The 21,711-nt window shown below is 43.0% G+C and carries 12 protein-coding genes and 1 riboswitch; of the genes, 6 read left to right on the forward strand and 6 right to left on the reverse strand.

Going from position 1 to position 21,711, the window contains the following annotated elements:
- Positions 1 to 36 precede the first annotated feature (36 nt).
- From PHEP_RS18900 to PHEP_RS18920, 5 genes are all read right to left on the reverse strand, one after another.
- Positions 37 to 1,614, reverse strand: coding sequence for a DUF5689 domain-containing protein (locus PHEP_RS18900; RefSeq protein ID WP_015809587.1), 1,578 nt, complete (start codon positions 1,612 to 1,614; stop codon positions 37 to 39).
- A 37-nt stretch (positions 1,615 to 1,651) separates the two neighbouring features.
- Positions 1,652 to 3,208 carry a SusD/RagB family nutrient-binding outer membrane lipoprotein gene (locus tag PHEP_RS18905; RefSeq protein ID WP_015809588.1) on the reverse strand — a complete coding sequence of 519 codons (1,557 nt, stop codon included), beginning with the start codon at positions 3,206 to 3,208 and terminating at the stop codon, positions 1,652 to 1,654.
- A gap of 7 nt (positions 3,209 to 3,215) precedes the next feature.
- Positions 3,216 to 6,725, reverse strand: a complete 3,510-nt coding sequence (locus PHEP_RS18910) for a SusC/RagA family TonB-linked outer membrane protein (protein ID WP_015809589.1) — start codon at positions 6,723 to 6,725, stop codon at positions 3,216 to 3,218.
- A gap of 230 nt (positions 6,726 to 6,955) precedes the next feature.
- On the reverse strand, positions 6,956 to 8,134 hold the full coding sequence (locus PHEP_RS18915) for a FecR family protein (protein ID WP_015809590.1): 1,179 nt from the start codon (positions 8,132 to 8,134) through the stop codon (positions 6,956 to 6,958).
- A gap of 66 nt (positions 8,135 to 8,200) precedes the next feature.
- Positions 8,201 to 8,839, reverse strand: a complete 639-nt coding sequence (locus PHEP_RS18920) for an RNA polymerase sigma factor (protein ID WP_143715778.1) — start codon at positions 8,837 to 8,839, stop codon at positions 8,201 to 8,203.
- 263 nt (positions 8,840 to 9,102) lie between these two features.
- Between PHEP_RS18920 and PHEP_RS18925 the strand changes: the two genes are divergently transcribed.
- The 6 genes from PHEP_RS18925 to hepC all read left to right on the forward strand — a co-directional run bounded on the left by PHEP_RS18925 (position 9,103) and on the right by hepC (position 16,455).
- Positions 9,103 to 10,248, forward strand: a complete 1,146-nt coding sequence (locus PHEP_RS18925; protein ID WP_015809592.1) for a pyridoxal phosphate-dependent aminotransferase — start codon at positions 9,103 to 9,105, stop codon at positions 10,246 to 10,248.
- A 28-nt stretch (positions 10,249 to 10,276) separates the two neighbouring features.
- On the forward strand, positions 10,277 to 11,125 hold the full coding sequence (locus PHEP_RS18930; protein WP_015809593.1) for a prephenate dehydrogenase: 849 nt from the start codon (positions 10,277 to 10,279) through the stop codon (positions 11,123 to 11,125).
- 103 nt (positions 11,126 to 11,228) lie between these two features.
- Positions 11,229 to 11,621 (forward strand): hypothetical protein, encoded by a 393-nt coding sequence (locus tag PHEP_RS18935; protein ID WP_015809594.1) that lies wholly within the window; start codon positions 11,229 to 11,231, stop codon positions 11,619 to 11,621.
- A 30-nt stretch (positions 11,622 to 11,651) separates the two neighbouring features.
- Positions 11,652 to 13,067 carry an aminotransferase-like domain-containing protein gene (locus tag PHEP_RS18940; RefSeq protein ID WP_015809595.1) on the forward strand — a complete coding sequence of 472 codons (1,416 nt, stop codon included), beginning with the start codon at positions 11,652 to 11,654 and terminating at the stop codon, positions 13,065 to 13,067.
- Between the two features lie 59 nt (positions 13,068 to 13,126).
- Complete coding sequence (locus PHEP_RS18945; protein WP_015809596.1) at positions 13,127 to 14,356, forward strand: carboxypeptidase-like regulatory domain-containing protein; 1,230 nt, start codon at positions 13,127 to 13,129, stop codon at positions 14,354 to 14,356.
- 119 nt (positions 14,357 to 14,475) lie between these two features.
- Positions 14,476 to 16,455: a heparin-sulfate lyase HepC gene (hepC, locus tag PHEP_RS18950; RefSeq protein ID WP_036674924.1), complete on the forward strand. Its 1,980-nt coding sequence runs from the start codon at positions 14,476 to 14,478 to the stop codon at positions 16,453 to 16,455.
- Here the strand turns inward: hepC and PHEP_RS18955 are convergent.
- Positions 16,452 to 21,032: an MBG domain-containing protein gene (locus PHEP_RS18955; RefSeq protein WP_015809598.1), complete on the reverse strand. Its 4,581-nt coding sequence runs from the start codon at positions 21,030 to 21,032 to the stop codon at positions 16,452 to 16,454. The two genes, hepC and PHEP_RS18955, sit on opposite strands and share 4 nt — an antisense overlap.
- Before the next feature lie 481 nt (positions 21,033 to 21,513).
- Positions 21,514 to 21,623, forward strand: a riboswitch (SAM riboswitch).
- Positions 21,624 to 21,711 lie beyond the last annotated feature (88 nt).

Here is a 21,711-nt window from a genome sequence, read left to right on the forward strand (position 1 = left end):
AGCACCTGGTTATAATGCTATTGTTAAATATACGGGTTACTCTACAACTTTAGTTGGTACTATACCAGGAGTAGTACCGGTTCCTGCAGGAAATTCTTTTTCCAATTCATCAAGTACAGAGGTAATTTCTAAATCTACCCTATTTTGTGATCTTGCTGTTACCCAGCGCCCTAAGCGTATATTATACACTCCGCCCAGCTTATAGAAGAATCCTGCATTTGTGGGTGCCGGGCGACTTAAACAAATGGTGTTTGAGCCTTGTTTATACAATGGCTGTGGCTCTAATGTAACAGGGTTTACAATATCATACCAATCTGTGTTGGCAATACGCAAACCTGCCTCTTGCGCCAGGTTATAGATTGCTCCGTTTGCTCCCGTAATAATCACATCTATTGGGGTTGTATTTTTTGTAACTGTAAGTCCTTCAAACACTGCAATGCCATCTGCAAAACCACTGGTTCCGTTTAACAACAAATCGGCATTGATGTCGCCAAGGCCATCACCTGCCGAGCTTCCGGTATTTTTAGCTACAATCCACTTGCCATTTGCAATACTGGTAGAGCCTACTCCGTTAATCAATTTATTGGAATTTCCGCCTACATAAAAATACTGCCCTTTTGCTACCGTTCCTGCTTTTAAATCAAATTTGTAGGAACGTCTGCCTGTTGTAGCCCAGCCATTAAGTGGTACACCCGTTGGCTGATAGGCAGAGTTGGTATTATGGGTTACCACACAATATGGCGTTACAGAGAAATCAATATCCCGTGTTGCCAAAAATTGTATGTATTCGCCATTGGTAGATGGCGTACCTTCTGGCATGGCCAAAAATCCGGAAATTACAATAGCTGCCCTTGTAACCGTAGAGCTTAACACCCTGATGTCGGCTGGTTTTCGGATTCGCAAATGAGGTATGTTTTTGCCATCTGAACCTTTTGAATATTCCAGTACACCAAAGAAATTGGCCATTCCTGGTAAAGGGGTATTGGCAAAGGTTGCCGCTGCTGTAGTATGTAAGGTAAAATTACCAAAACCATCATTTACTAATTTATCGCCGCTATAAGTATCTGTTGGTGCTGGTATAGGATCAAAACCCCCTTTTACAATTACAATCTCGGTGCTTTCGTATTTATCAGGGTTAGCCAGAATGAAACTACTGGGAACCCGGTTAACCGGAATGTTTTTACCGGAAGCTACCTTTACCACTGCTGAACCATTGACCCCGGTAACCCGCAGCATTCCGTCAACTTGTTTCATCACACCGCCAACCAGGTTTACAGTCACCGAATCACCGGGAACATAGTTTGCAGCATCGGCCCCAATATCAATAGCAATGCCCCTAAGCTCGTTTAATCTCCACTTGTTTTGTACCATTAGCAGGCCAGAGGTCATGTTTTTACCGCTATGATCTGAAACAACTACGCCGGTAACACCAATTGAACCAAGCATAGACGATTGTGTAAGTGGATAATCAGCTCCTTTATAAAAGCTCCTTAAATCGTAAATGGCTATATGCGGATTTACCTCGGCACCGGGGAAATTTCCTGTTTTATCGCAACCAGCTAAGAGAAACAAAGCTGAAAACAGCAAGATAATATGGTGTATTAGCGTTTTCATCGTTATAAATATTTTAAATTATCTTAAATCTTATTTATTAAGGTTTCTGCCACCAAACCAAAGTATTCATATCGTCTCCGCCCATATTGGCTACAGCTTTACTATAGTTGGTTGGATTGGCCGATTGTACATAGACCGGGTAATTCATCCTGGCAGGCATTTTCCCTCCGTTTTTTAAGCCTTCACCTTTGGGCAATATCGGATGCCCGGTACGGCGGTATTCGAACCATTGCTGAAAATCGGTAAGAAAAAGACTGTAATACTTTTGGAGATGGATGCGCTCCATTTTACTATCTCCCGTGGCCGCATTTAAGGGCAGGTTATTATCCCAGGCAATACCTGCATTGGCTATATAACCGGTAAACTGTGTTCCTGAGATGTTTGTACTAAAGTTTGGCACCCAATAATTAATCGCACTTGCTATACCTGTATAATAGAAGGTCTGGGCAGAACCCGAAATCCAACCTTTGGCCGCTGCCTCTGCCAGTATAAACTGTAATTCGGCATAAGTCATAACAATACCGGTCAGCGGACTTTTCTGTATAGAAAATTCCGAGTTGCCAAACGAATAAAAATACGATTGTTTCTGTTCCTTGCTGCCTGGTTCGTAACCACTGTCTATACCAATAAAACCACCGGTACCTGCTGCTATGCCCAGCCTGTTACGGGCGTTAGCCCCGTAAGTTGCACCAATATCTATCCGTGGATCATTCCAGTCATTCAGCTTAAGTATAAAGAAATTACACATAGAAGGTATGGTGAAGTCATTTTCACGCAAATTGATCACATAAGGGTTAGTATAAGGATCTGTAGTGGTAGTAGCGCCGGTCCATTTTAGCACTGCCGATTCTGCATTTGATGTAAACAACGGATATTTTGATGGATTTGTGTCTACCATTTCCTTGATTTTGGCAATCATGATACCGGCCACTTCCTGTTTTCCGGATAAACGCAATAGCAGACGCAGGTGCAAGCCATTACAGAACTTGCGCCAAAGCCCAATGTCGCCTTTATAAATTGGGTCACTTGCGGCATCGATGGGCACATTCCCTGTCAGCAAAGTATTCGCTTCTTCTAACCTGGCCAGCAAAGCGGTGTAAATTTCTTTCTGACTGTCAAACACGGGCTCTACCAAACCTATTTTCCCCTGGTTGGCCTCTTTAAATGGCACATCACCATAGGTATCCGTAAGTAAAGAAAAAACCCAGGCTTCGCATACCAGTGAAATGCCCTTATAGGAATCGTTCTGATATTCGGGCCTGGAAGCGATCTCGTAAATATCCCTGAAGTTGGTGAGTTCCGGATACCAGATATTCCAGGTATAATCTGCAGTGTTTGGTCTGAAATTATATCTAAACACAGTAAAATCATCTTCACTTTGTGTTACCGTTACCTGCATCAGCTCGTTATTAAAGTTACGGTTACGCAGCATGTTGCCTGTTAAAACATTTACCAATGCCGGGGCCAGCAGCTTATCCGGTGAGGAGCTGATGATGTTTATAGGATCGGTATTTTCACGGTCAAATCCTTTATCGCAAGCAAAAAAGCCCGATACAAATGATAAAAGGGTAATGATGTATATTGTTCTTTTCATTGCTATATTAATTAATACCTATCACTAAATTAAAACCATAAGTACGGGTTGAGGGGAACTGTCCGATCTCAAATCCCTGTACAATATCAGTACCGCTCAAAGTACCAAACTCAGGATCGAACATAGGCCAGTTGGACCAGATCACGAGGTTACGCCCATACACACCTATAGTTGCCCTGGATATTTTTATTGATCTTAACAGCGATTTTGGCAGCGTATAATCAAACCTCGCTTCCCTGAATTTAATAAAGTCGGTTTTATAGGTTGCGCCTTCGCCATTAAGGGTTCCCATAGTCGTATTATAAAACGAGGTAATATCTGTAGCTATAGTTGTATTTGGGCTATACGTTCCATCCCCGTTATCCACAACACCCTTACCGGTTATACCGCTGTAACGACCAGGTAAGGTAGCTGAAAGTTTACCAAAATCGGCCAGGCGACCATGGGTATAGGAATGGGCCACCCCGCCTTTTTGTGCATCAAACAATACATTTAACTTAAATTGTTTATAGCTAAACTCAGTACCTATACTCGCTTTATATTTGGGAATGGTATTGCCCAGATAGACCGGAGTGCCTGACAGCAGCGGAATACCTGTAGTAGGGTTATAGACTACCTGCCCATCCGGAGCACGTAAAAACCCTGTACCATACATATCGCCCATGCTACCACCAACCTTTGCTATAATTTGCGCACCGCCTACTGCACTTGAACGCAACAATACGGTAGTATCGTTATTGGCTAAGGCAATGATCTTATTTTTATTGGTAGCAAAAGTCATAAAAGTCGTCCATTTAAAACTCTTGCTTTGTATGAGTGTGCCGTTCATTGCCACTTCCAAACCAGAGTTATCGATCTGCCCGGCATTAATAATCTGACGGGTATAACCTGATGAGCGGTCGACAATACGTTCTAAAATCTGGTTTTTGGTATTTCCTGCATAAGCAGCAATATCAATACCCAAACGGTTCTTAAACAACTTAATGTCTGCACCTATTTCGTAAGCAGTAGTTTTTAGCGGTTGTAAATCAGGATTGGGTATTGTAGTTGGATTTTGTAACGAACCATTTGGGTAGGTTCCGTTAGCTGCCAAACCATATAAATAGGCAGTACGGTAAGGTATTGTACCACCGCTACCCACCTGAGAAACCGAAAGTCTTAGCTTTGCAAAGCTGATGGTTTTAGGTAAACTAAAATAATCGGAGGCAATAAAGCTCAGGTTCGCAGATGGATAAAAAAAACCTGTGCTTTTCTCTCTAAATGGATTGGCCAGGGTACTGTTCCAATCCATGCGACTGGTTACATCTAAATAAAGATAACTTTTATAGGAAGCAGAAAACAAGCCATACACACTGTTCAATGAGAAACGTGAAGTATCTGGTACATATACCAGCGGGTTTTCAGCATTATCAAAGCTATAAACATTTGGCTCTATCAATCCATCAGCTCTTGTTTCTTTCTTGGAATAGCGGTTCTTAAGCATACTGCCACCAACTGTTGCGGTAATACTAAAATCCTTATTCAGTTGTTTGTTGTACTTCAATAAGAAATCACCACTGTATTCTTTAGAAACAATATCCTGGGTACGATAAGAACCAGTAGCTAAGCGCGCCGCCGTCCACGGGCGTTTTTGCACCCTGTCATCAATGGTGCGGTCTAAAGTTGCCCTTAACTGCAAGCTCAGCGCTTTGGTAAAAGCATAATTTAACTGTGCATTACCAGTTATGCCATTGCGTTTTGAACCATTGATAAACTCATACGAAATGGCGTAAGGATTTTCTGGCGATGCAGTAAAAACATCTTTAAGTTCCCTGTATTCTTTACCGTTTGTCCAATAGTTTCGCAACCAATTGATATCGGCATTTGGCACCCAAAACACATACCAGTACATTACGGATTGGTTTCCGTACCCCATTCCGGGTAAATTATCACTTTCCCTATTCGTGTACCCTCCTTTTACAGTCAGGCTTAGTTTTGAAGTAATTTTACTGTTGGCCGAGAAGGAGATATTGTTACGTTTATAGCCTGTATTCGGAATGATCCACTCGTTATCAGCATGTGTTGCAGAAACACGGAAAGTCGTATTCTTTTTGATATTTCCGCTAATACTGATAGAATTTGTAAAAGTTTTCCCGGTTTCAAAAAACTCCCTGATCTGGTTTTTATAAGGAACCCAGGGTGTAGCTTCTGTAGCCGCAGCCTGTGTTACCGGGTCGTACTGTACAAAAGACTGTCCGTTAAACCTTGGGCCAAAAGCCAAACTACTGGCACTGTTCAGGCCATATCCGTAGGTATCGGCACCACTTTGCCCCTGTCCATATTCATATTGTAAATCTGGCCACCGGTTAGCGCTTTCAAATGCGGCATTAGCGTTTAGGGTTATACTTACACCGCGGCTTTTTGCACTGCCCGATTTGGTAGTGACAATGATCGCTCCATTTGCGCCGCGTTGCCCGTATAACGCTGCAGCACCGGGGCCTTTAAGCACCGTAATACTTTCAATATCTTCAGGATTAAGGTCATTAATCCCGCTTCCAAAATCAGTTGGCTGTATCCCATCCGATGGTGCAGCTGCAGATCCTCCAGTTGCAGTTCTTCTGCCACTGCCATTATTTACGACCACGCCGTCTATTACAATCAGGGCTTCGTTGTCGGCCCCTCCTGTCAGGTTGTTCTCTCCGCGCAAAATAATTTTGTTTGAACCGGCAGGTCCTCCGTTTGACCTTACCATATTTAAACCTGCAACCTTTCCCGAAAGGGCATCAATCCAGTTTCCCGCTGGTGCATTGGTAATTTGGTTGCTGTCTATTTTAGTAATGGCATAGCCTAATGCCCTTTCTTCTCTCTTGATACCCAATGCAGTAACAACCACCTCGTTCAGTTTGCTGTCGGCAAGCAGCAGCCTGATTGTAAGGTCGCGGGTATCTTTGGTTACTTTTATTTCTTTTACCTGGTATCCCAGGTAAGAAACTTCCAGTGTAGCATTCTCATCGATACCCCTGAGTGTAAATATACCCTCGCCATTTGTTGTGGCAACCCTGCTGGTTCCTTTAACCTTCACTGTAGCTCCGTACATCGGCTGGCTGTTTTCATCCAGCACACGACCCCGAATATCAATTGCCTGAAATCGGGCAGCTAATTGTTCAAATAAGTTTTTATCTTTTTGTTTGATGATGACCGTTTTGCTGTCAATAGAAAAACTCAGCGGCTGATTCCTGAAAATCTGCTCCAGCACCTCCTCAAAGTTAAGTGCTTTAATGTTGATCGTTACAGGTAATGCTTCCTTTAAAACGCTTTCGGTATAGATGAATTCGTAACCACTTTGTGCCCTTATCTCTTTAATTACTGCTTTTAAAGAAGCGTTTGTTTTAGACAGACTGATTTTTTGGGCCAGCGTGGTGGCACTCACCTGCATAAGGGATGCTATTAATATAACGGTGGTAAATCGCATAATTAGCAAAATTTTACGGGCATACCGCTCGGGCATGACCAGTTTCTTCGTATAAATTCTATACATTAGTACTTGTTTGGTTGAGCAGCATGCCTGTTGCCTCGAAAACTCCGGGCATCTGCGGTTAACGGTTAATTTTTATTGGCGTAGACCGAACATACACCAGGAGTGCTAGTAACACTTCTGGTTATTTTTTACCTGGCCCCCGGCGGCTTTAGTTATCCTTTTGTAAACATTTCTCCATTTTTGATTTTAGGGTTAATAATCTGTCCATTGTTTATCGTAGATGATTCTATTTATTTTGATACCAAAATTCTCCTGCCTTCAATCTTAAAATGCGCACCTCCGGTAGATTCCAATATTTTCAATACCTGCGAAACATTGTCAAAGCGGGATACTCCCCCTCCGAATTTCTCTGTTGGCATTTCTCCTATATAAACTACCTCCACATTATACCAGCGTTCAATCATGCGCATGATATACCGGATATCATCATTTTCAAAAAGAAACTTATTGTCCTTCCAGGCTACCGCACGCTCCGTATCTACTTCAGTAATTGAAATCGATTTTTCATTTACTGCCGACTGGTCTCCCGGCTTTAAGATTTTGGATCCTGGTTTTCCGGATACTTTTACACTGCCTTTCAAAAGTGTAGTTGTTACTTTCTCTTCATCGGGATAAGCATTCACATTGAACCACGTACCCAGTACCTCAATTTTTTGTCCCCCGCTCTCTACAATAAAGGGGCGGGTCTTATCTTCGGCTACCTGAAAATAGGCTTCCCCTTTAAGCATAACTTTACGCTCCCTTTGATTTAAGCCCGCAGCGTAGGTGAGGCTTGAAGCCGCATTCATCCATACTTTAGTTTTATCGGGTAAGGTTAAAATATAGGTCTCACCTTTAGCAGTAGTTAGGGTATTGGTTTTGCTCGGATCACCATTTCCCTCTTCAATTTCATAAACCAGCTGTCCGTTTGCCATTTTGGTTACACTGATGCCAGCTTCTTTGGCAAGCTCGCCATTTGCGGCATCGGACAATCCGATTGTTTTTCCGTTGGCCAGTGTTAATGTGGCCCCCATTTTTCCTGGCTTGATGCTGTTTACATACTCAGGTCCCGAACCAGGTTCAGACTTAGGTACCGCATTAAAAATATAAATACCAAGTATAATCAAAGCAACTGCTGCTGCTATCCCGGCAGCAATACCTGGCCATAACTTAGTGATGCTCTTTTCGGATTTAGTATCAATGGTGTGAACCACTTTTGCAAAAGACTGGTTTAGCAAGGTAAAAAGTTCAGGTTTGCCCAGCAACTGATCAGCAAGCGGCCCTTCCAGACCATTTTCTATCAATTGCAAAAAGACGTCCTTGTCGGCACCTGACTGCAAATGTTCAAGAAATTGTCTCGCCTCTTCTTCCCCCAATTCATTGTTCAGGTATTTGTAAAAGGAGGTTTCTATCTTATCTAAATTTTCCAAGTCTTATCCATTTACAGCTAATACACTTGAAAAATGCAGAGCATCTGCTCTGAAATAGAATATTTTTTAAAGATTTTTTAAAAACACTGAAATTACGGTCAAAGTAACCGCAGCACCGAAAGATGCATGGCGTTGTTTTAAAAATTTTGTAGCCTTAACAATATGATCATTAATTGTAGAAGAAGAAATTCCCAGTTGTTTACCCACCTCTGCATAACTTTTACCTTCAATTTTGCACAATTTATAGATTTGCTTTCGCTGGCTGGGTAATTCCTCAATTGCATTGAGGATAAACTGATCATTTTCCCTGTAGGCGATTCCTTCCTCAATATGTGTATACAACTCTGTGTTTTCGAGACTGAGATAAGTTTTTAGCTTTTTATCCAGATTGAGCTTGCGGATAAAGTTATACACAGTGAATTTGGAAATCTGAAATAAATAAGATTTAAAGGATTGTTCGGGATCAATAAGGCCCCGCTTTTCCCAGACCTTAATGAATACATCCTGCAGGATTTCCTGGGCATCTTCAACAGATTTCACCATCTTTAAGATATTCAGGAAGATCCTGGGGCTATAGCTCTGGTAAATTTTTTCAAATGCAAGCCGGTCTCCCGATTTAAGCGCAATCAGCAGCTGAATTTCATTTGAATTACTTCCCCTTTCCTGATGCATAATGGATGTTCCCCTCTCTTCGCAAAAGAACATACCCAATATTAACTAAATTTTTCCAAATTATTAACAAACAGCCTATACATAACCCTCAACTTTCCCACTCTTTTCCAGGCCAGCATTCCCCGTCCGGGTATTTCCTTAATTTCTTTGTCAGCACCAACTTAAATTTGCAGCAATAAGCAACTTAATTTTTTAGATAAAATAAATGAACATATATTTACGCAAAGTGCTGTATGGCCAAAAAATTTGCAATTATCAGCTATTACTGCCGCACACCTTGACAAAATTTTTTTATAATGATTGCAAAAAGACTGGAGGGTATCAGTGAATACTACTTCTCCCAAAAATTAAGGGAAATCGAATCCCTGAATAAAGAAGGCAAAAACATCATTAACTTAGGTATCGGTAGCCCCGATCTTCCACCACATCCCGATGTCATCAAAACATTGCAGGAAGAAGCCGCCAAACCAGGGGTACATGGCTATCAGGGCTATAAAGGCATACCTGCATTGCGACAGGGTTTTGCAGACTGGTATCAGCAGTGGTATCATGTAACCCTTCATCCTGATACAGAAATATTACCACTGCTTGGGTCCAAAGAAGGGATCATGCACATCTGTATGACTTATCTGGATGAGGGCGACGAAGCATTGATCCCTGATCCGGGTTACCCTACTTACGGCAGCGCGGTTAAACTTGCAGGTGGTAAACCTGTGAATTACATTTTACAGGAAGCGCAAAACTGGTATCCGGATCTGGAGGCATTGGCCGCAACAGATCTGAGCCGGGTGAAACTCATGTTCGTAAATTACCCAAATATGCCAACAGGCCAGCCTGTTGGCCAGGACCTATTTGAGGCTCTTGTCCGTTTTGCAAAGGAACATCACATTCTGTTGGTACATGACAATCCTTATAGTTTTATCCTGAATGATGAACCGATAAGCCTTTTGGCAGTACCAGGTGCAAAAGAAGTGGTATTGGAATTGAACTCTTTAAGCAAATCACACAATATGGCCGGCTGGCGTATTGGTGTGCTGTGCGGTGCAAAAGAACGCATTGAAGAGGTACTTAGGTTTAAGAGCAATATGGACAGCGGCATGTTTATGCCCCTGCAACTGGCCGCAGCAAAAGCTTTGAGCCTTGGTTCCGACTGGTATAGCCATATCAATGGCATTTACGCAGAAAGGAGAGCTAAAGTATACCGCATACTCGATATCCTGGGCTGTAGCTATTCGCTTAAACAGGTTGGTTTATTTGTATGGGCAAAAATTCCTGATCATTATGAAGATGCTTATGCACTTAGTGACGAAGTGCTATATGGATCGGGCGTTTTCCTTACACCTGGAGGTATATTTGGAAGCCAGGGCCTGCGGTACATCAGGATCAGCCTTTGTGGCGACCTCTCCAGGTTTGAACAGGCCATAAACCGGATCAATAAATAACTTATACAGAACTTTATAATATTAAATAATGAAGATAGCAGTAGTCGGCCTCGGACTTATTGGAGGTTCCATGGCTTTAGTATTAAAGCAAAAAGGCTTTGCCACAAAAGTATATGGTGTAGACAATCAGGAAGCACATACACAAAAGGCGCTGGAGCTTGGAATTGCAGATGAAATAACAGACCTGAATACAGCAGTAGCCAAGGCCGACCTGGTCATACTGAGTGCTCCGGTAAGTGTCTGTACCGTATTATTGCCACAGATACTGGATCAGGTAAAACACCAGATCGTACTGGATACCGGCTCTACTAAAACATCTTTGCTTGATGCGGTAAAGGGACATCCCCACAGAGGCAGGTACATTGCTACACACCCTATGTGGGGTACCGAATTCAGCGGGCCGGAAGCAGCTACGAACGATGCATTCCATGGCCGGGCCAATGTGATCTGCAATGCAGCAGAAAGCGATAAAGATGCACTGGCAACCGTTGAAAAGTTGTATACCCTGCTTGGCATGTACAATGTATATATGGAGGGAAAAGACCATGATGTCCATGTAGCTTATGTCAGCCACATTTCCCATATTACTTCTTTTGCATTGGCCAACACTGTACTGGAAAAAGAGAAAGAAGAAAATGCCATATTTGAACTGGCCAGTGCCGGTTTTGAAAGTACAGTAAGGTTGGCAAAAAGTAGCCCTGCTATGTGGATGCCCATCTTTAAGCAAAACAAAGAAAACGTGCTGGATGTACTGAACGAGCACATTACCCAGCTCAGAAAATTTAAGTCCTGTATTGAAAAAGAGAACTGGGCTTACCTTACCGAATTGATGGAAAACGCGAACAAAATCAAGCATGTCCTGGATAGGGAAGAATAACTGGGGTACCCAGTTAAAAAATCTGTACCCATAAATTAATGCATTTTTGTATCTGTATACCTAACATTAAGCTGTCTAATTTTGTAAGACAATTCTTAATATTATGGTCGCACAGGAAAAAGAACACAGCCAAATCAAATTTAGAGAGGTATTTTTATCAGACTTAAAATCAATCGTCAACCTGTACAGAACTCAAAAAACGATCCATACCACTGGTCTTAACGCCGATTTTGGCCTGCCCCTGGGCATCGCCGAATTAAATTGTAAGATTATCGCTTATGCTTTTGTAAATATCAATGATGCCGGAAAAGCAGTGGTACAGGTACATACCGACAAGGAGTTGGCACAAGATCAGGTTTGTGAAACCTTAATAAACATTTCTTTAAAGCGTTTTAAAGCGCAGTGGACCTTCGATGACAATGGCATATCAACGGAAAACCATGTTAAAAATGCCATCTCCAGGCTGGTAAACTGGCTAAACAATTGTTACCAATAATCGTACATTTATCTACATTACAGCAGCAGCATGTCAAAAGAAGTATTGTACCTGAAAATTGCCGGTACGGTTGAGCAGCAGATTGCTTCCGAAACCCTCAAGGTGGGCGACAAATTGCCCTCTATCCGTACCGTACAAAAGATTTACAATGTAAGCCTGAATACCGTTAAACAAGCATTTTTAGAACTGGAAAGCAAATCGCTGATCGAATCCAGGCCTAAATCGGGCTATTATGTCAGCAATTCTTATGGCCGCAGGCTTTCCATTCCCGATACCAGCAAGCCAAAGTTGTACGATAAAGAAAAACATCCTGAAGACCTGATCACCAGGGTTTTTGATACCCTGTACTACAAAGACATTACCAAGTTTTCCTTAGGTGTACCTGCCAACGGCTTATTACCTATTGCCAAATTAAACAAAGGGGTAATCAAAGCCATGCGTAACCTGGAAGGGAGTGGTACGGCCTACGAACCTGTACAGGGCAGTGTAAACTTACGGCGGAACATATCCCGCTGGTCTTTTGTTTGGGCCGGTCAGCTCACCGAGAATGATGTGGTAACTACCTCGGGTGCTATGAATGCCCTGTACAATTGCTTTATTGCCGTTACCAAACCTGGTGATACCATTGCCCTGGAAAGCCCTATATATTTTGGGATATTACAGATGGCGCGCGAGCTGGGCCTAAAAATTATTGAACTGCCTACTCATCCGGTTACCGGGATTGAAATAGATGCTTTGAAAAAAATCCTGCCCGTTATTAAAGCCTGTTGCCTGGTCAGCAATTTCAACAATCCTCTCGGCAGCTGTATGCCCGATGAGCATAAAAAAGAGGTGGTCAGGCTGCTTACCCAGCATAACATACCATTGATTGAGGATGACCTTTATGGCGATATTTTTTTCGGAACTACACGTCCGGTACCCTGCAAATACTATGATGAGGCCGGAATGGTCATGTGGTGCGGTTCCTTTTCCAAGTCCCTGGCTCCGGGTTACAGAGTAGGCTGGGTAGCTCCGGGGAAGTTCAAAGAAAAGATCATCAGGCAGAAATTGTTACAAACCATATCAACACCCCCGCTTTACCAGGAAGTAATTGCCGATTTTATGGAGCATGGGCGTTACGACCATCACCTGCGGACTTTAAGACATAAGTTATATACCAACTGCCTTCAATACCAGCGGGCAATAACAGATTACTTTCCCGAAAACACAAAGGTAACACAACCCCAGGGAGGCTTTGTATTGTGGCTGGAGCTCGATAAGAGAATAGATACCGCAATGCTCTATAACCAGGCCATCAAACAGAACATCAGTTTTGCGCCCGGCCGCATGTTTACCCAACACAATCAGTTTAACAATTGCATGCGCTTAAATTTTGGGCTCAAATGGGATGAAAAACTGGAGTCTGACTTAAAACGGCTGGGGAAGATTGTGAAGAACGCTTTATAGTACACAGAATGTAATGAATTGGCATTGATAAAACTATACAATTCATTACATTCGCATTCATGACAAAAGTCCTGCTGGTATTTCTGCTTATCGTATATACAAGCTTTCCTTCATCCGCCCAAAACTCATTCTCCATAACCGGTACTGTCAAAGATCAAAAAGAAAGTCTGCCAGGTGCGGGGGTATATTTAAGTGGTTATAAGGTTTCAACAGTAGCCGATGCTGAAGGGAAATTCAAGATCAATAACCTGAAGCCGGGAAATTATGACCTGATGGTACAAATGGTGGGTTACCTTCCTTATTCAAAAAATGTGATTATCTCTGACAAATCTGTTCAGGTGGAGCTGATCTTAAAGGAAAGTACTACAGTTTTGAATGAGGTAGTGATCCGGGCAGACCCAAACCGGGCCAAATACATCAAACAGTTTAAAGAATTCTTTATTGGCACCACACCCAATGCTGCCCAATGTAAAATACTAAATCCCCAGGTATTAAATATTGATTATGATGTAACCAAAAGTACCTTAACCATAAAAACCTCAGAATTTTTAATTGTCGAAAACAAGGCTTTGGGTTACCGTTTAAAATATATGCTGGATAACTTTGAATACAACTCAAGGACCCGCATCATCTATTTTTCCGGACATCCATTTTTTGAAGAATTAAAAGCTTCGGGTGCAAAACTGAAAAAATACATTGATAAGCGTGAAACGGCTTATTATGGTTCTTCCCAGCACTTTTTCAGATCCCTGTATGCAGGAAATGTGAGTGAGCAGGGTTTTATCCTGAACAGGATGATAAAAATACCTAACCCTAACCGCTACCCCGACAGCATTATTCATAAAAACCTGGTCAGGTTAAAAACACCGCCAAAATCAACTGTCATTGGTAAGGGCAGCATGCTCCGGGACAGTGCAATGATCGCTTTCTGGATAAAACAACAGGACATGCCCCGATACGTAGACTACCTTGACCGTAAAGAAATTTCAGCGGCCAGCCTGGTCTCCACTTTTAACCAGAATTTAAAATTGCTGGACTGCAGCGGAGCACTGGCCATCAGTTATACCAAAGAGAAAGAAACCCTGGCTTATTCTAAAACAGGGTTCTGGGTATTCCGTCCGCTCGACATACCAGACTATGAAATATCTGTAGCCAACATAACGCAAAACACGGTACGATTTTATGAAAACGGCAGCATATACGATTCCAGGGCCATGCTATATGAAGGCTTTTGGGCCTATGAAAAGGTAGCCGATATGGTGCCGATGGATTATGTCCCGATCCATTAAATGATCCCATCCGTTAAATTCACCAAATTCAAATGATTTCTGAAAGAAATTGAAAGTCAGTAAAGGTATTCATACTTACCTTCACCATGCTAACCATTAATCTAAATCTTAAAGATTGCATGACTACGAAAATTTTTAAAAGGATCATTGTATTTGCTGTAATTGCCCTATCGTCGGGAAATATACTTGCACAAAGCTCTTCCATTACCAGGAAAGATTTTGACCACATCAACCTTGAGTATTCCGGACTGGAAAAGGTTAATAAAGCAGTTGCTGCCGGCAACTATGACGATGCGGCCAAAGCATTACTGGCATACTACAGGGAAAAAAGTAAGGCCAGGGAACCTGATTTCAGTAATGCAGAAAAGCCTGCCGATATACGCCAGCCCATAGATAAGGTTACGCGTGAAATGGCCGACAAGGCTTTGGTCCACCAGTTTCAACCGCACAAAGGCTACGGCTATTTTGATTATGGTAAAGACATCAACTGGCAGATGTGGCCGGTAAAAGACAATGAAGTACGCTGGCAGTTGCACCGTGTAAAATGGTGGCAGGCTATGGCCCTGGTTTATCACGCTACGGGCGATGAAAAATATGCAAGAGAATGGGTATATCAGTACAGCGATTGGGCCAGAAAAAACCCATTGGGCCTGTCGCAGGATAATGATAAATTTGTGTGGCGGCCCCTTGAAGTGTCGGACAGGGTACAAAGTCTTCCCCCAACCTTCAGCTTATTTGTAAACTCGCCAGCCTTTACCCCAGCCTTTTTAATGGAATTTTTAAACAGTTACCACCAACAGGCCGATTATTTATCTACGCATTATGCCGAACAGGGAAACCACCGTTTATTTGAAGCCCAACGCAACTTGTTTGCAGGGGTATCTTTCCCTGAATTTAAAGATTCACCAAGATGGAGGCAAACCGGCATATCGGTGCTGAACACCGAGATCAAAAAACAGGTTTATGCCGATGGGATGCAGTTTGAACTTTCACCAATTTACCATGTAGCTGCCATCGATATCTTCTTAAAGGCCTATGGTTCTGCAAAACGAGTTAACCTTGAAAAAGAATTTCCGCAATCTTATGTACAAACTGTAGAAAATATGATTATGGCGCTGATCAGTATTTCACTGCCAGATTATAACACCCCTATGTTTGGAGATTCATGGATTACAGATAAAAATTTCAGGATGGCACAGTTTGCCAGCTGGGCCCGGGTTTTCCCGGCAAACCAGGCCATAAAATATTTTGCTACAGATGGCAAACAAGGTAAGGCGCCTAACTTTTTATCCAAAGCATTGAGCAATGCAGGCTTTTATACGTTTAGAAGCGGATGGGATAAAAATGCAACCGTTATGGTATTAAAAGCCAGTCCTCCCGGAGAATTTCATGCCCAGCCGGATAACGGGACTTTTGAACTTTTTATAAAGGGCAGAAACTTTACCCCAGACGCCGGGGTATTTGTGTATAGCGGCGACGAAGCCATCATGAAACTGCGGAACTGGTACCGTCAAACCCGCATACACAGCACGCTTACACTCGACAATCAAAATATGGTCATTACCAAAGCCCGGCAAAACAAATGGGAAACAGGAAATAACCTTGATGTGCTTACCTATACCAACCCAAGCTATCCGAATCTGGACCATCAGCGCAGTGTACTTTTCATCAACAAAAAATACTTTCTGGTCATCGATAGGGCAATAGGCGAAGCTACCGGAAACCTGGGCGTACACTGGCAGCTTAAAGAAGACAGCAACCCTGTTTTCGATAAGACAAAGAACCGGGTTTACACCACTTACAGAGATGGTAACAACCTGATGATCCAATCGTTGAATGCGGACAGGACCAGCCTCAATGAAGAAGAAGGAAAGGTATCTTATGTTTACAATAAGGAGCTGAAAAGACCTGCTTTCGTATTTGAAAAGCCTAAAAAGAATGCCGGCACACAAAATTTTGTCAGTATAGTTTATCCATACGACGGCCAGAAGGCTCCAGAGATCAGCATACGGGAAAACAAGGGCAATGATTTTGAGAAAGGCAAGCTTAATCTAACCCTTACCATTAACGGAAAACAACAGCTTGTGTTGGTTCCTTAGTTTTCCCTGATTAAAGTGATATATCCCTTAAATGGTCTTTTGTTTATACCAAAATCAATAATATAGTAATAGGTACCCTCTGCCAGGGCCGTGCCATTCAGCGTACCTTCCCAGCTGTTGTCGTATCCTTTTTTGGCATAAACCACCCTGCCCGATCTGTCAAATACTTTCACCGTATTGTCGGGATAAAAATCAATATTATCTACCACCCATTTGTCGTTATAGCCGTCATTGTTGGGTGTAAGAATGTTATTGGCCTTAATTTTTTCAAGATCATCCAATACAGTAAGGGTAAAGCTAATGCGCTGGCTACAACCGCTGGCATTGGTTCCGGTTACCGTATAGGTGGTGGTTTCTTTAGGTCTTACCCTTAGCAAGCCTGTTTGCTGTCCGTCCAGGATGCTGCTGTTTGCTGTCCAGCTATAGTTCATGGCTCCGGTTACAGTCAGCTGTACAATTTCTCCTTTACTGATAGTACTGCCTTTATCACTATTAACCGTAAGCACCGGCATGGGGTTGATCTTTAAAGTCCCGTTCACATAGTTGAAAGTATAATTGGCTGCTGTGGCCCCGCTTGCGGAAATCACATAATTACCTGCTTCTGAAGACTGGTTTCCTGTACTGTTTAGCTGGGCGGCGTTCAGACTGGCAGGTCCATCGTTGTATTTGAAACCGCTGTAACTTACGGTAAATGCCGGTAAAGCTGCGCCCTGACACATCTGTTTATCCTCGGCTGTTACCATTAACTGGGCTTTACCGATGGTAAGATTGGCCGGGGTATAAACAATGGTGTAATTATTGCCTGCAGTTAAAGTTCCCTGGGTAATGGCATAAGTTGTGGCGTTATTGCCGGCGGCCCGTGTAAGGCTTCCGGTAAGGCCATCTGTACCAATTAAACCTGTAGCGTTGTAATTGAATACAGGATCGTCATCGCCATAGGTTTTGCTTTTTGCTGCTGCAGTTACATTAAGGCTTGCTTTGGCAATGCTCAGGTTGCCATCCTGGTAGCTGATGGCGTAGTTACTGGAAGTATAACCTGCAGGGCTGATGAAATAGCTGCCTGCATTTTTAGCACCCTGGGCAGTACCTGAATAGGTAAGTGCGCCCTGCAGATGGCTTTCATTTTCTCCAGTAATGAAACCGTCGTAAATTACACCTGCGCCACCGGTATAGATATTGCCATCATAAATTTTGCTGGCGTTTTTGGCGGTAATGCTAAGCTGTTTTTTCTGTACATTGACGGTAAAGCTAACCGGTGTGGCGGCTACATAGTTGATGTTGCCTGGCTGACTGGCTGTTATAATTGCTGTACCGAAAGAAAGGAGCTGCACAGTGCCGCTCGTGTTAACACTGGCCACTGCTGTATTGCTGCTGCTGTAAAGAACAGTGAGGCCAGAACTGGCATTGGCGGCAGCGTTGATGCCTGCATCACCATAGGTTTTGTTAAGCGTACTGCCCGCAGTCTGACTGTTAAAGACTATTGCATTATTGGCAGATTGCGTGATGCCCAGTGTTCCTCCCCTATAATCGAAATCATAATTGGCCGATGTCAGCCCCGTCGGAACAATAGCATAGGTGCCAGCATTTAGCGCCCCTTGTGAAGTGCCTATATAACCAATTGTTCCGGTTAAAGCGCTGAAGTCATCGCCATTTTCAAAGCCACTATAACTTACGCCATTGCCACCGGTATAAGGCAGACCATCGTAGGTTTTATTGAAATCCTTGGCAGTAACTGTAAGTATTTTTTTGGCCACCTGTACCTGGAAACTGATGGCTGTTCCTGCAGCGTAATTGGCATTGCCGGCCTGACTGGCGGTAATGGTAGCAGTACCAGCAGCCAGGAAACTAACCTGGCCAGCAGTATTTACACTGGCTACTGCTGTATTGCTACTGCTGTAAAGAACAGTGAGGCCAGAACTGGCATTGGCAGCAGCATTGATGCCTGCATCACCATAGGTTTTGTTAAGGGTACTGCCCGCAGTCTGTGTGTTAAATGTAAGCGTGTTTACGGGGTTTTGGGAAATGGTCAGTTCAGCGTTCACATAAGTAATGGCATAGTTGCCTGAACTTAGCCCACCTGGTATGATGGTATAGCTACCTGCATTTATAGCATTTTGTGCTGTTCCACCATAGGACAACAGTCCGGAGAGATCGGCACTACTTTCCCCAGCAGCAAAGGCACCATAACTTACACCGTTACCACCGGCATAGGCAATACCGTCGTAAACTTTGCTGGCATTGCTGGCCGTTATGGTTAATGGCATAGCAGTAATTTCTGCATTGCTGCTGCTCAGATCTGCTAAATTGGCAATGCTGTAATTTCCAGCCTGCGCACCGCTTAGTGATACACTGGCAATTGGCAAGGTAATTGTTTTTCCGGTTCCCGCGTTTTTGGTATCATATTGGGCAGCTCCGGAGCTTAAACTCAACAACACTTCATCGCTATTGATGACATCGCCGCTGGCCAATATAAGGTCTGTTGCCAGAAAAGTTCCTGCAGTGCCGGCATCATACACCTTGCTAAAGGTAGCTGCGGGTTTGATGCTTAAGGTTACCGGTCTTTTATTCACCGTTAAACTGAACACAACGTCAGGGGCCGGGTCATAACCATTGCCACCTGGCTGACTTGCAGTGATGTTTACTGTACCTGCTTTTTTGATTTTCAGTTTCCATTTGTTACCATCTGCAGCATCCTGAAAGGCTTCAGCAATGGTATTGTCGGCAGATGCATAGCTGACTTCCAGACCTGAACTTGCTGTAGCGGTCGGCACAAAGGCTACATCGCCGTAAGTTTTAACAATATTTCCTGCAGTGATGGTTTGAGATTGAATTTGCGATTCGTAAGCACCTATGTCTATATTTGTACCTGCCAACCGGGGATTGCCGGCCAGGTCCTTGTCCAGACCTAAACTGTTGTTACCCACATTACCGTCGGCTGCTTCGTATAATACATTACTTCCTGAATTGATCGCAGGACTTCCTGATTTTAAAGTGTAATCTCCTGTAGCCGGATTGGTAAACAAAGGATCTACTGTACCATCTAAATTATGATTGGCAACATCGGCCGGCATGTCCTGTACCAGGCTATAGCGGATAAAAAGCGTACCCATATTGGGACTGTATATTCCACTTGAAGCACTTGCCGAGTTATTGGATATGACCGTATTTATAATGCTTGGAATGGACTGAAGGTTACTGATTGCCCCCCCACTACGGTTTCCCGTCGCTAAATTACCGTAAAACGTACAATTGACAATAACAGGGGCCGAACCCTGGTTATACATTCCGCCGCCGCCTTCATCGCCCCAGCCTTGACCGGAAATATTGCTGGCAAAGTTGTTGATGAAACTGCAATTCATCACCAGCGGGTTAGCCGATATAGAATTATACATAGCACCACCAGAGCCTCCTTTCACCATATTGTTGATGAAGATACAGTTGGCTACGGTTGGGCTTGAAGCATTGGTATTAATTATACCCCCACCCGTATTTCTGTAAACACTAAATGTATTGACTATGATGGCAGTTCCGCTGGCACCATATGCACCTGTAATGGTAAAGCCATTTAATACCGCATTTCCTGCCCCACCGGCAGAAACAAGGACATGATAGGCGTTCTCTGTATTTCCCGAAATGTTCAAGGTGCTGCCTGTACCAGTAACAACATCATCATCATTAAAATCTCCGCTTAATGTGCTCTTATTTGTTGTTACAGACAGGTCACGTTGGGAAAGGGTGGTTTCTGTGCCCGCAAAACCACCATAAACTTTTACATCCTTTACCAGCAGAAAAGCATTGTCCCTGCCTTTATCTGTCCCAAAATCAGGGCCATCCTCAGGACTGTACATGGGCTTATAGGTACCCTTTGCCACCCAGATTTCTTTGACTGTACCCGGAATGATGGCATTCTGAATTTTTGCAAACTTGAGCGCATCGGCCAGTTCCGGAATGGCATTGGCCCAGCTGTTGCCATTAAAATTACCTGCCCCATTTTTCTTTACATGCAAAATGCCATTGCCATTGGGTGTTGCTGTTGCCGCAACAATATTGACTGTATAATCTTCAAATTCACCATACTCCTGCATTGCATCACATGCCATATCATCAGTAGCAGCAATAGCTCCTACTGCAGCCACACGCACCCTCATTCTTTTTGAACCTAAGGTGGTAGCCTGAATGGCAATATTTCCGGAAACTACACTGCCGCTGCCAGCACCAATATAGGTAAACTCTGAAGCTTCAAAAATTCCATTTCCATTGTAATCAATCCAGACACTTACAGCCTCAGATGACCAGCCAGCACCAACAGTTACAGAAATAGGATAACTTGTGCCCATAGCCAGCGACGGGGCAGCCAAAGCCGTAAAATTGCTATAACCATTTGTACCGCATGTGCTGGAGTTGTTTAAGGTAGACAGGCTTACATTCAGGATCAGATCACCATCTGTACAGTTAAGATTTGGGGTACAATATTGTGCATGTGCCTGAAAACCAAGCGTACACAAAATAAAGGTAAATGAAATGATGATGTACCTACTCAGGGTAGGTAGAGGGGATGAGAAGTTAATATAGCTCATATTGGTTTAAAGGATGATTAAGCCAAAAATAAAATATTATTTTAGGATTTAGAAATGAAATTTCTAAATAACAAATTTTAATTATCTTAGTAATCAAAACATTACAATGTATGCAACACAGAAATCATTGTCTGGCTTAATTGTCTTAGCCCCCTCCCGTCGTTGAAGCGTCCTTCCCTATAACTCCTGCTCACATAGTTCACACATTAGCCACACTTTCTTCACAAAAAGGTACCTGTTTGTGAGTTTTATGTGAAGGAGGTGTGAACCAGGTGTGAAGAATCCCTAAACTTGTGAACAGCCAGTCTCAGTCTTCAATTTGAGCTTCAACTAAAAACCATCCATATCTTACCTGTTATATGCAGGTAACGGATTCAAAATATTATTCTAATTCCAATTGTTTTTTACCAGTGTACTGGAATTTTATGGGGTTTAGACACCATTTTTTTGGAAATGATTTTTCTTTGTTGCACCTTTGTACTGCTTATAGAGAAAGATGGAGGGATTAGACCCTGCGAAGTCTTGGCAACCTGTGCTTACAAGGTGCTACATTCTACAGGAAATGCAGCTGTACTTCCTGACAGATAAGTGGATCTGTTCCCAACCAGAATCTCCAATAAGCTTTGCATGCAATAGGTTCGGCACTTGTTTAGGCCATAGCCTCTATCAACTTTAGCTT

Source organism: Pedobacter heparinus DSM 2366, from assembly GCF_000023825.1.
Classification (GTDB): domain Bacteria; phylum Bacteroidota; class Bacteroidia; order Sphingobacteriales; family Sphingobacteriaceae; genus Pedobacter; species Pedobacter heparinus.

Coding starts and splice junctions, on each gene's coding strand:
- PHEP_RS18900 (WP_015809587.1), bottom strand. CDS start 1,614: ATGAAAACGCTAATACACCATATTATCTTGCTGTTTTCAGCTTTGTTT.
- PHEP_RS18905 (WP_015809588.1), bottom strand. CDS start 3,208: ATGAAAAGAACAATATACATCATTACCCTTTTATCATTTGTATCGGGC.
- PHEP_RS18910 (WP_015809589.1), bottom strand. CDS start 6,725: ATGTATAGAATTTATACGAAGAAACTGGTCATGCCCGAGCGGTATGCC.
- PHEP_RS18920 (WP_143715778.1), bottom strand. CDS start 8,839: ATGTTCTTTTGCGAAGAGAGGGGAACATCCATTATGCATCAGGAAAGG.
- PHEP_RS18925 (WP_015809592.1), top strand. CDS start 9,103: ATGATTGCAAAAAGACTGGAGGGTATCAGTGAATACTACTTCTCCCAA.
- PHEP_RS18930 (WP_015809593.1), top strand. CDS start 10,277: ATGAAGATAGCAGTAGTCGGCCTCGGACTTATTGGAGGTTCCATGGCT.
- PHEP_RS18935 (WP_015809594.1), top strand. CDS start 11,229: ATGGTCGCACAGGAAAAAGAACACAGCCAAATCAAATTTAGAGAGGTA.
- PHEP_RS18940 (WP_015809595.1), top strand. CDS start 11,652: ATGTCAAAAGAAGTATTGTACCTGAAAATTGCCGGTACGGTTGAGCAG.
- PHEP_RS18945 (WP_015809596.1), top strand. CDS start 13,127: ATGACAAAAGTCCTGCTGGTATTTCTGCTTATCGTATATACAAGCTTT.
- hepC (WP_036674924.1), top strand. CDS start 14,476: ATGACTACGAAAATTTTTAAAAGGATCATTGTATTTGCTGTAATTGCC.
- PHEP_RS18955 (WP_015809598.1), bottom strand. CDS start 21,032: ATGAGCTATATTAACTTCTCATCCCCTCTACCTACCCTGAGTAGGTAC.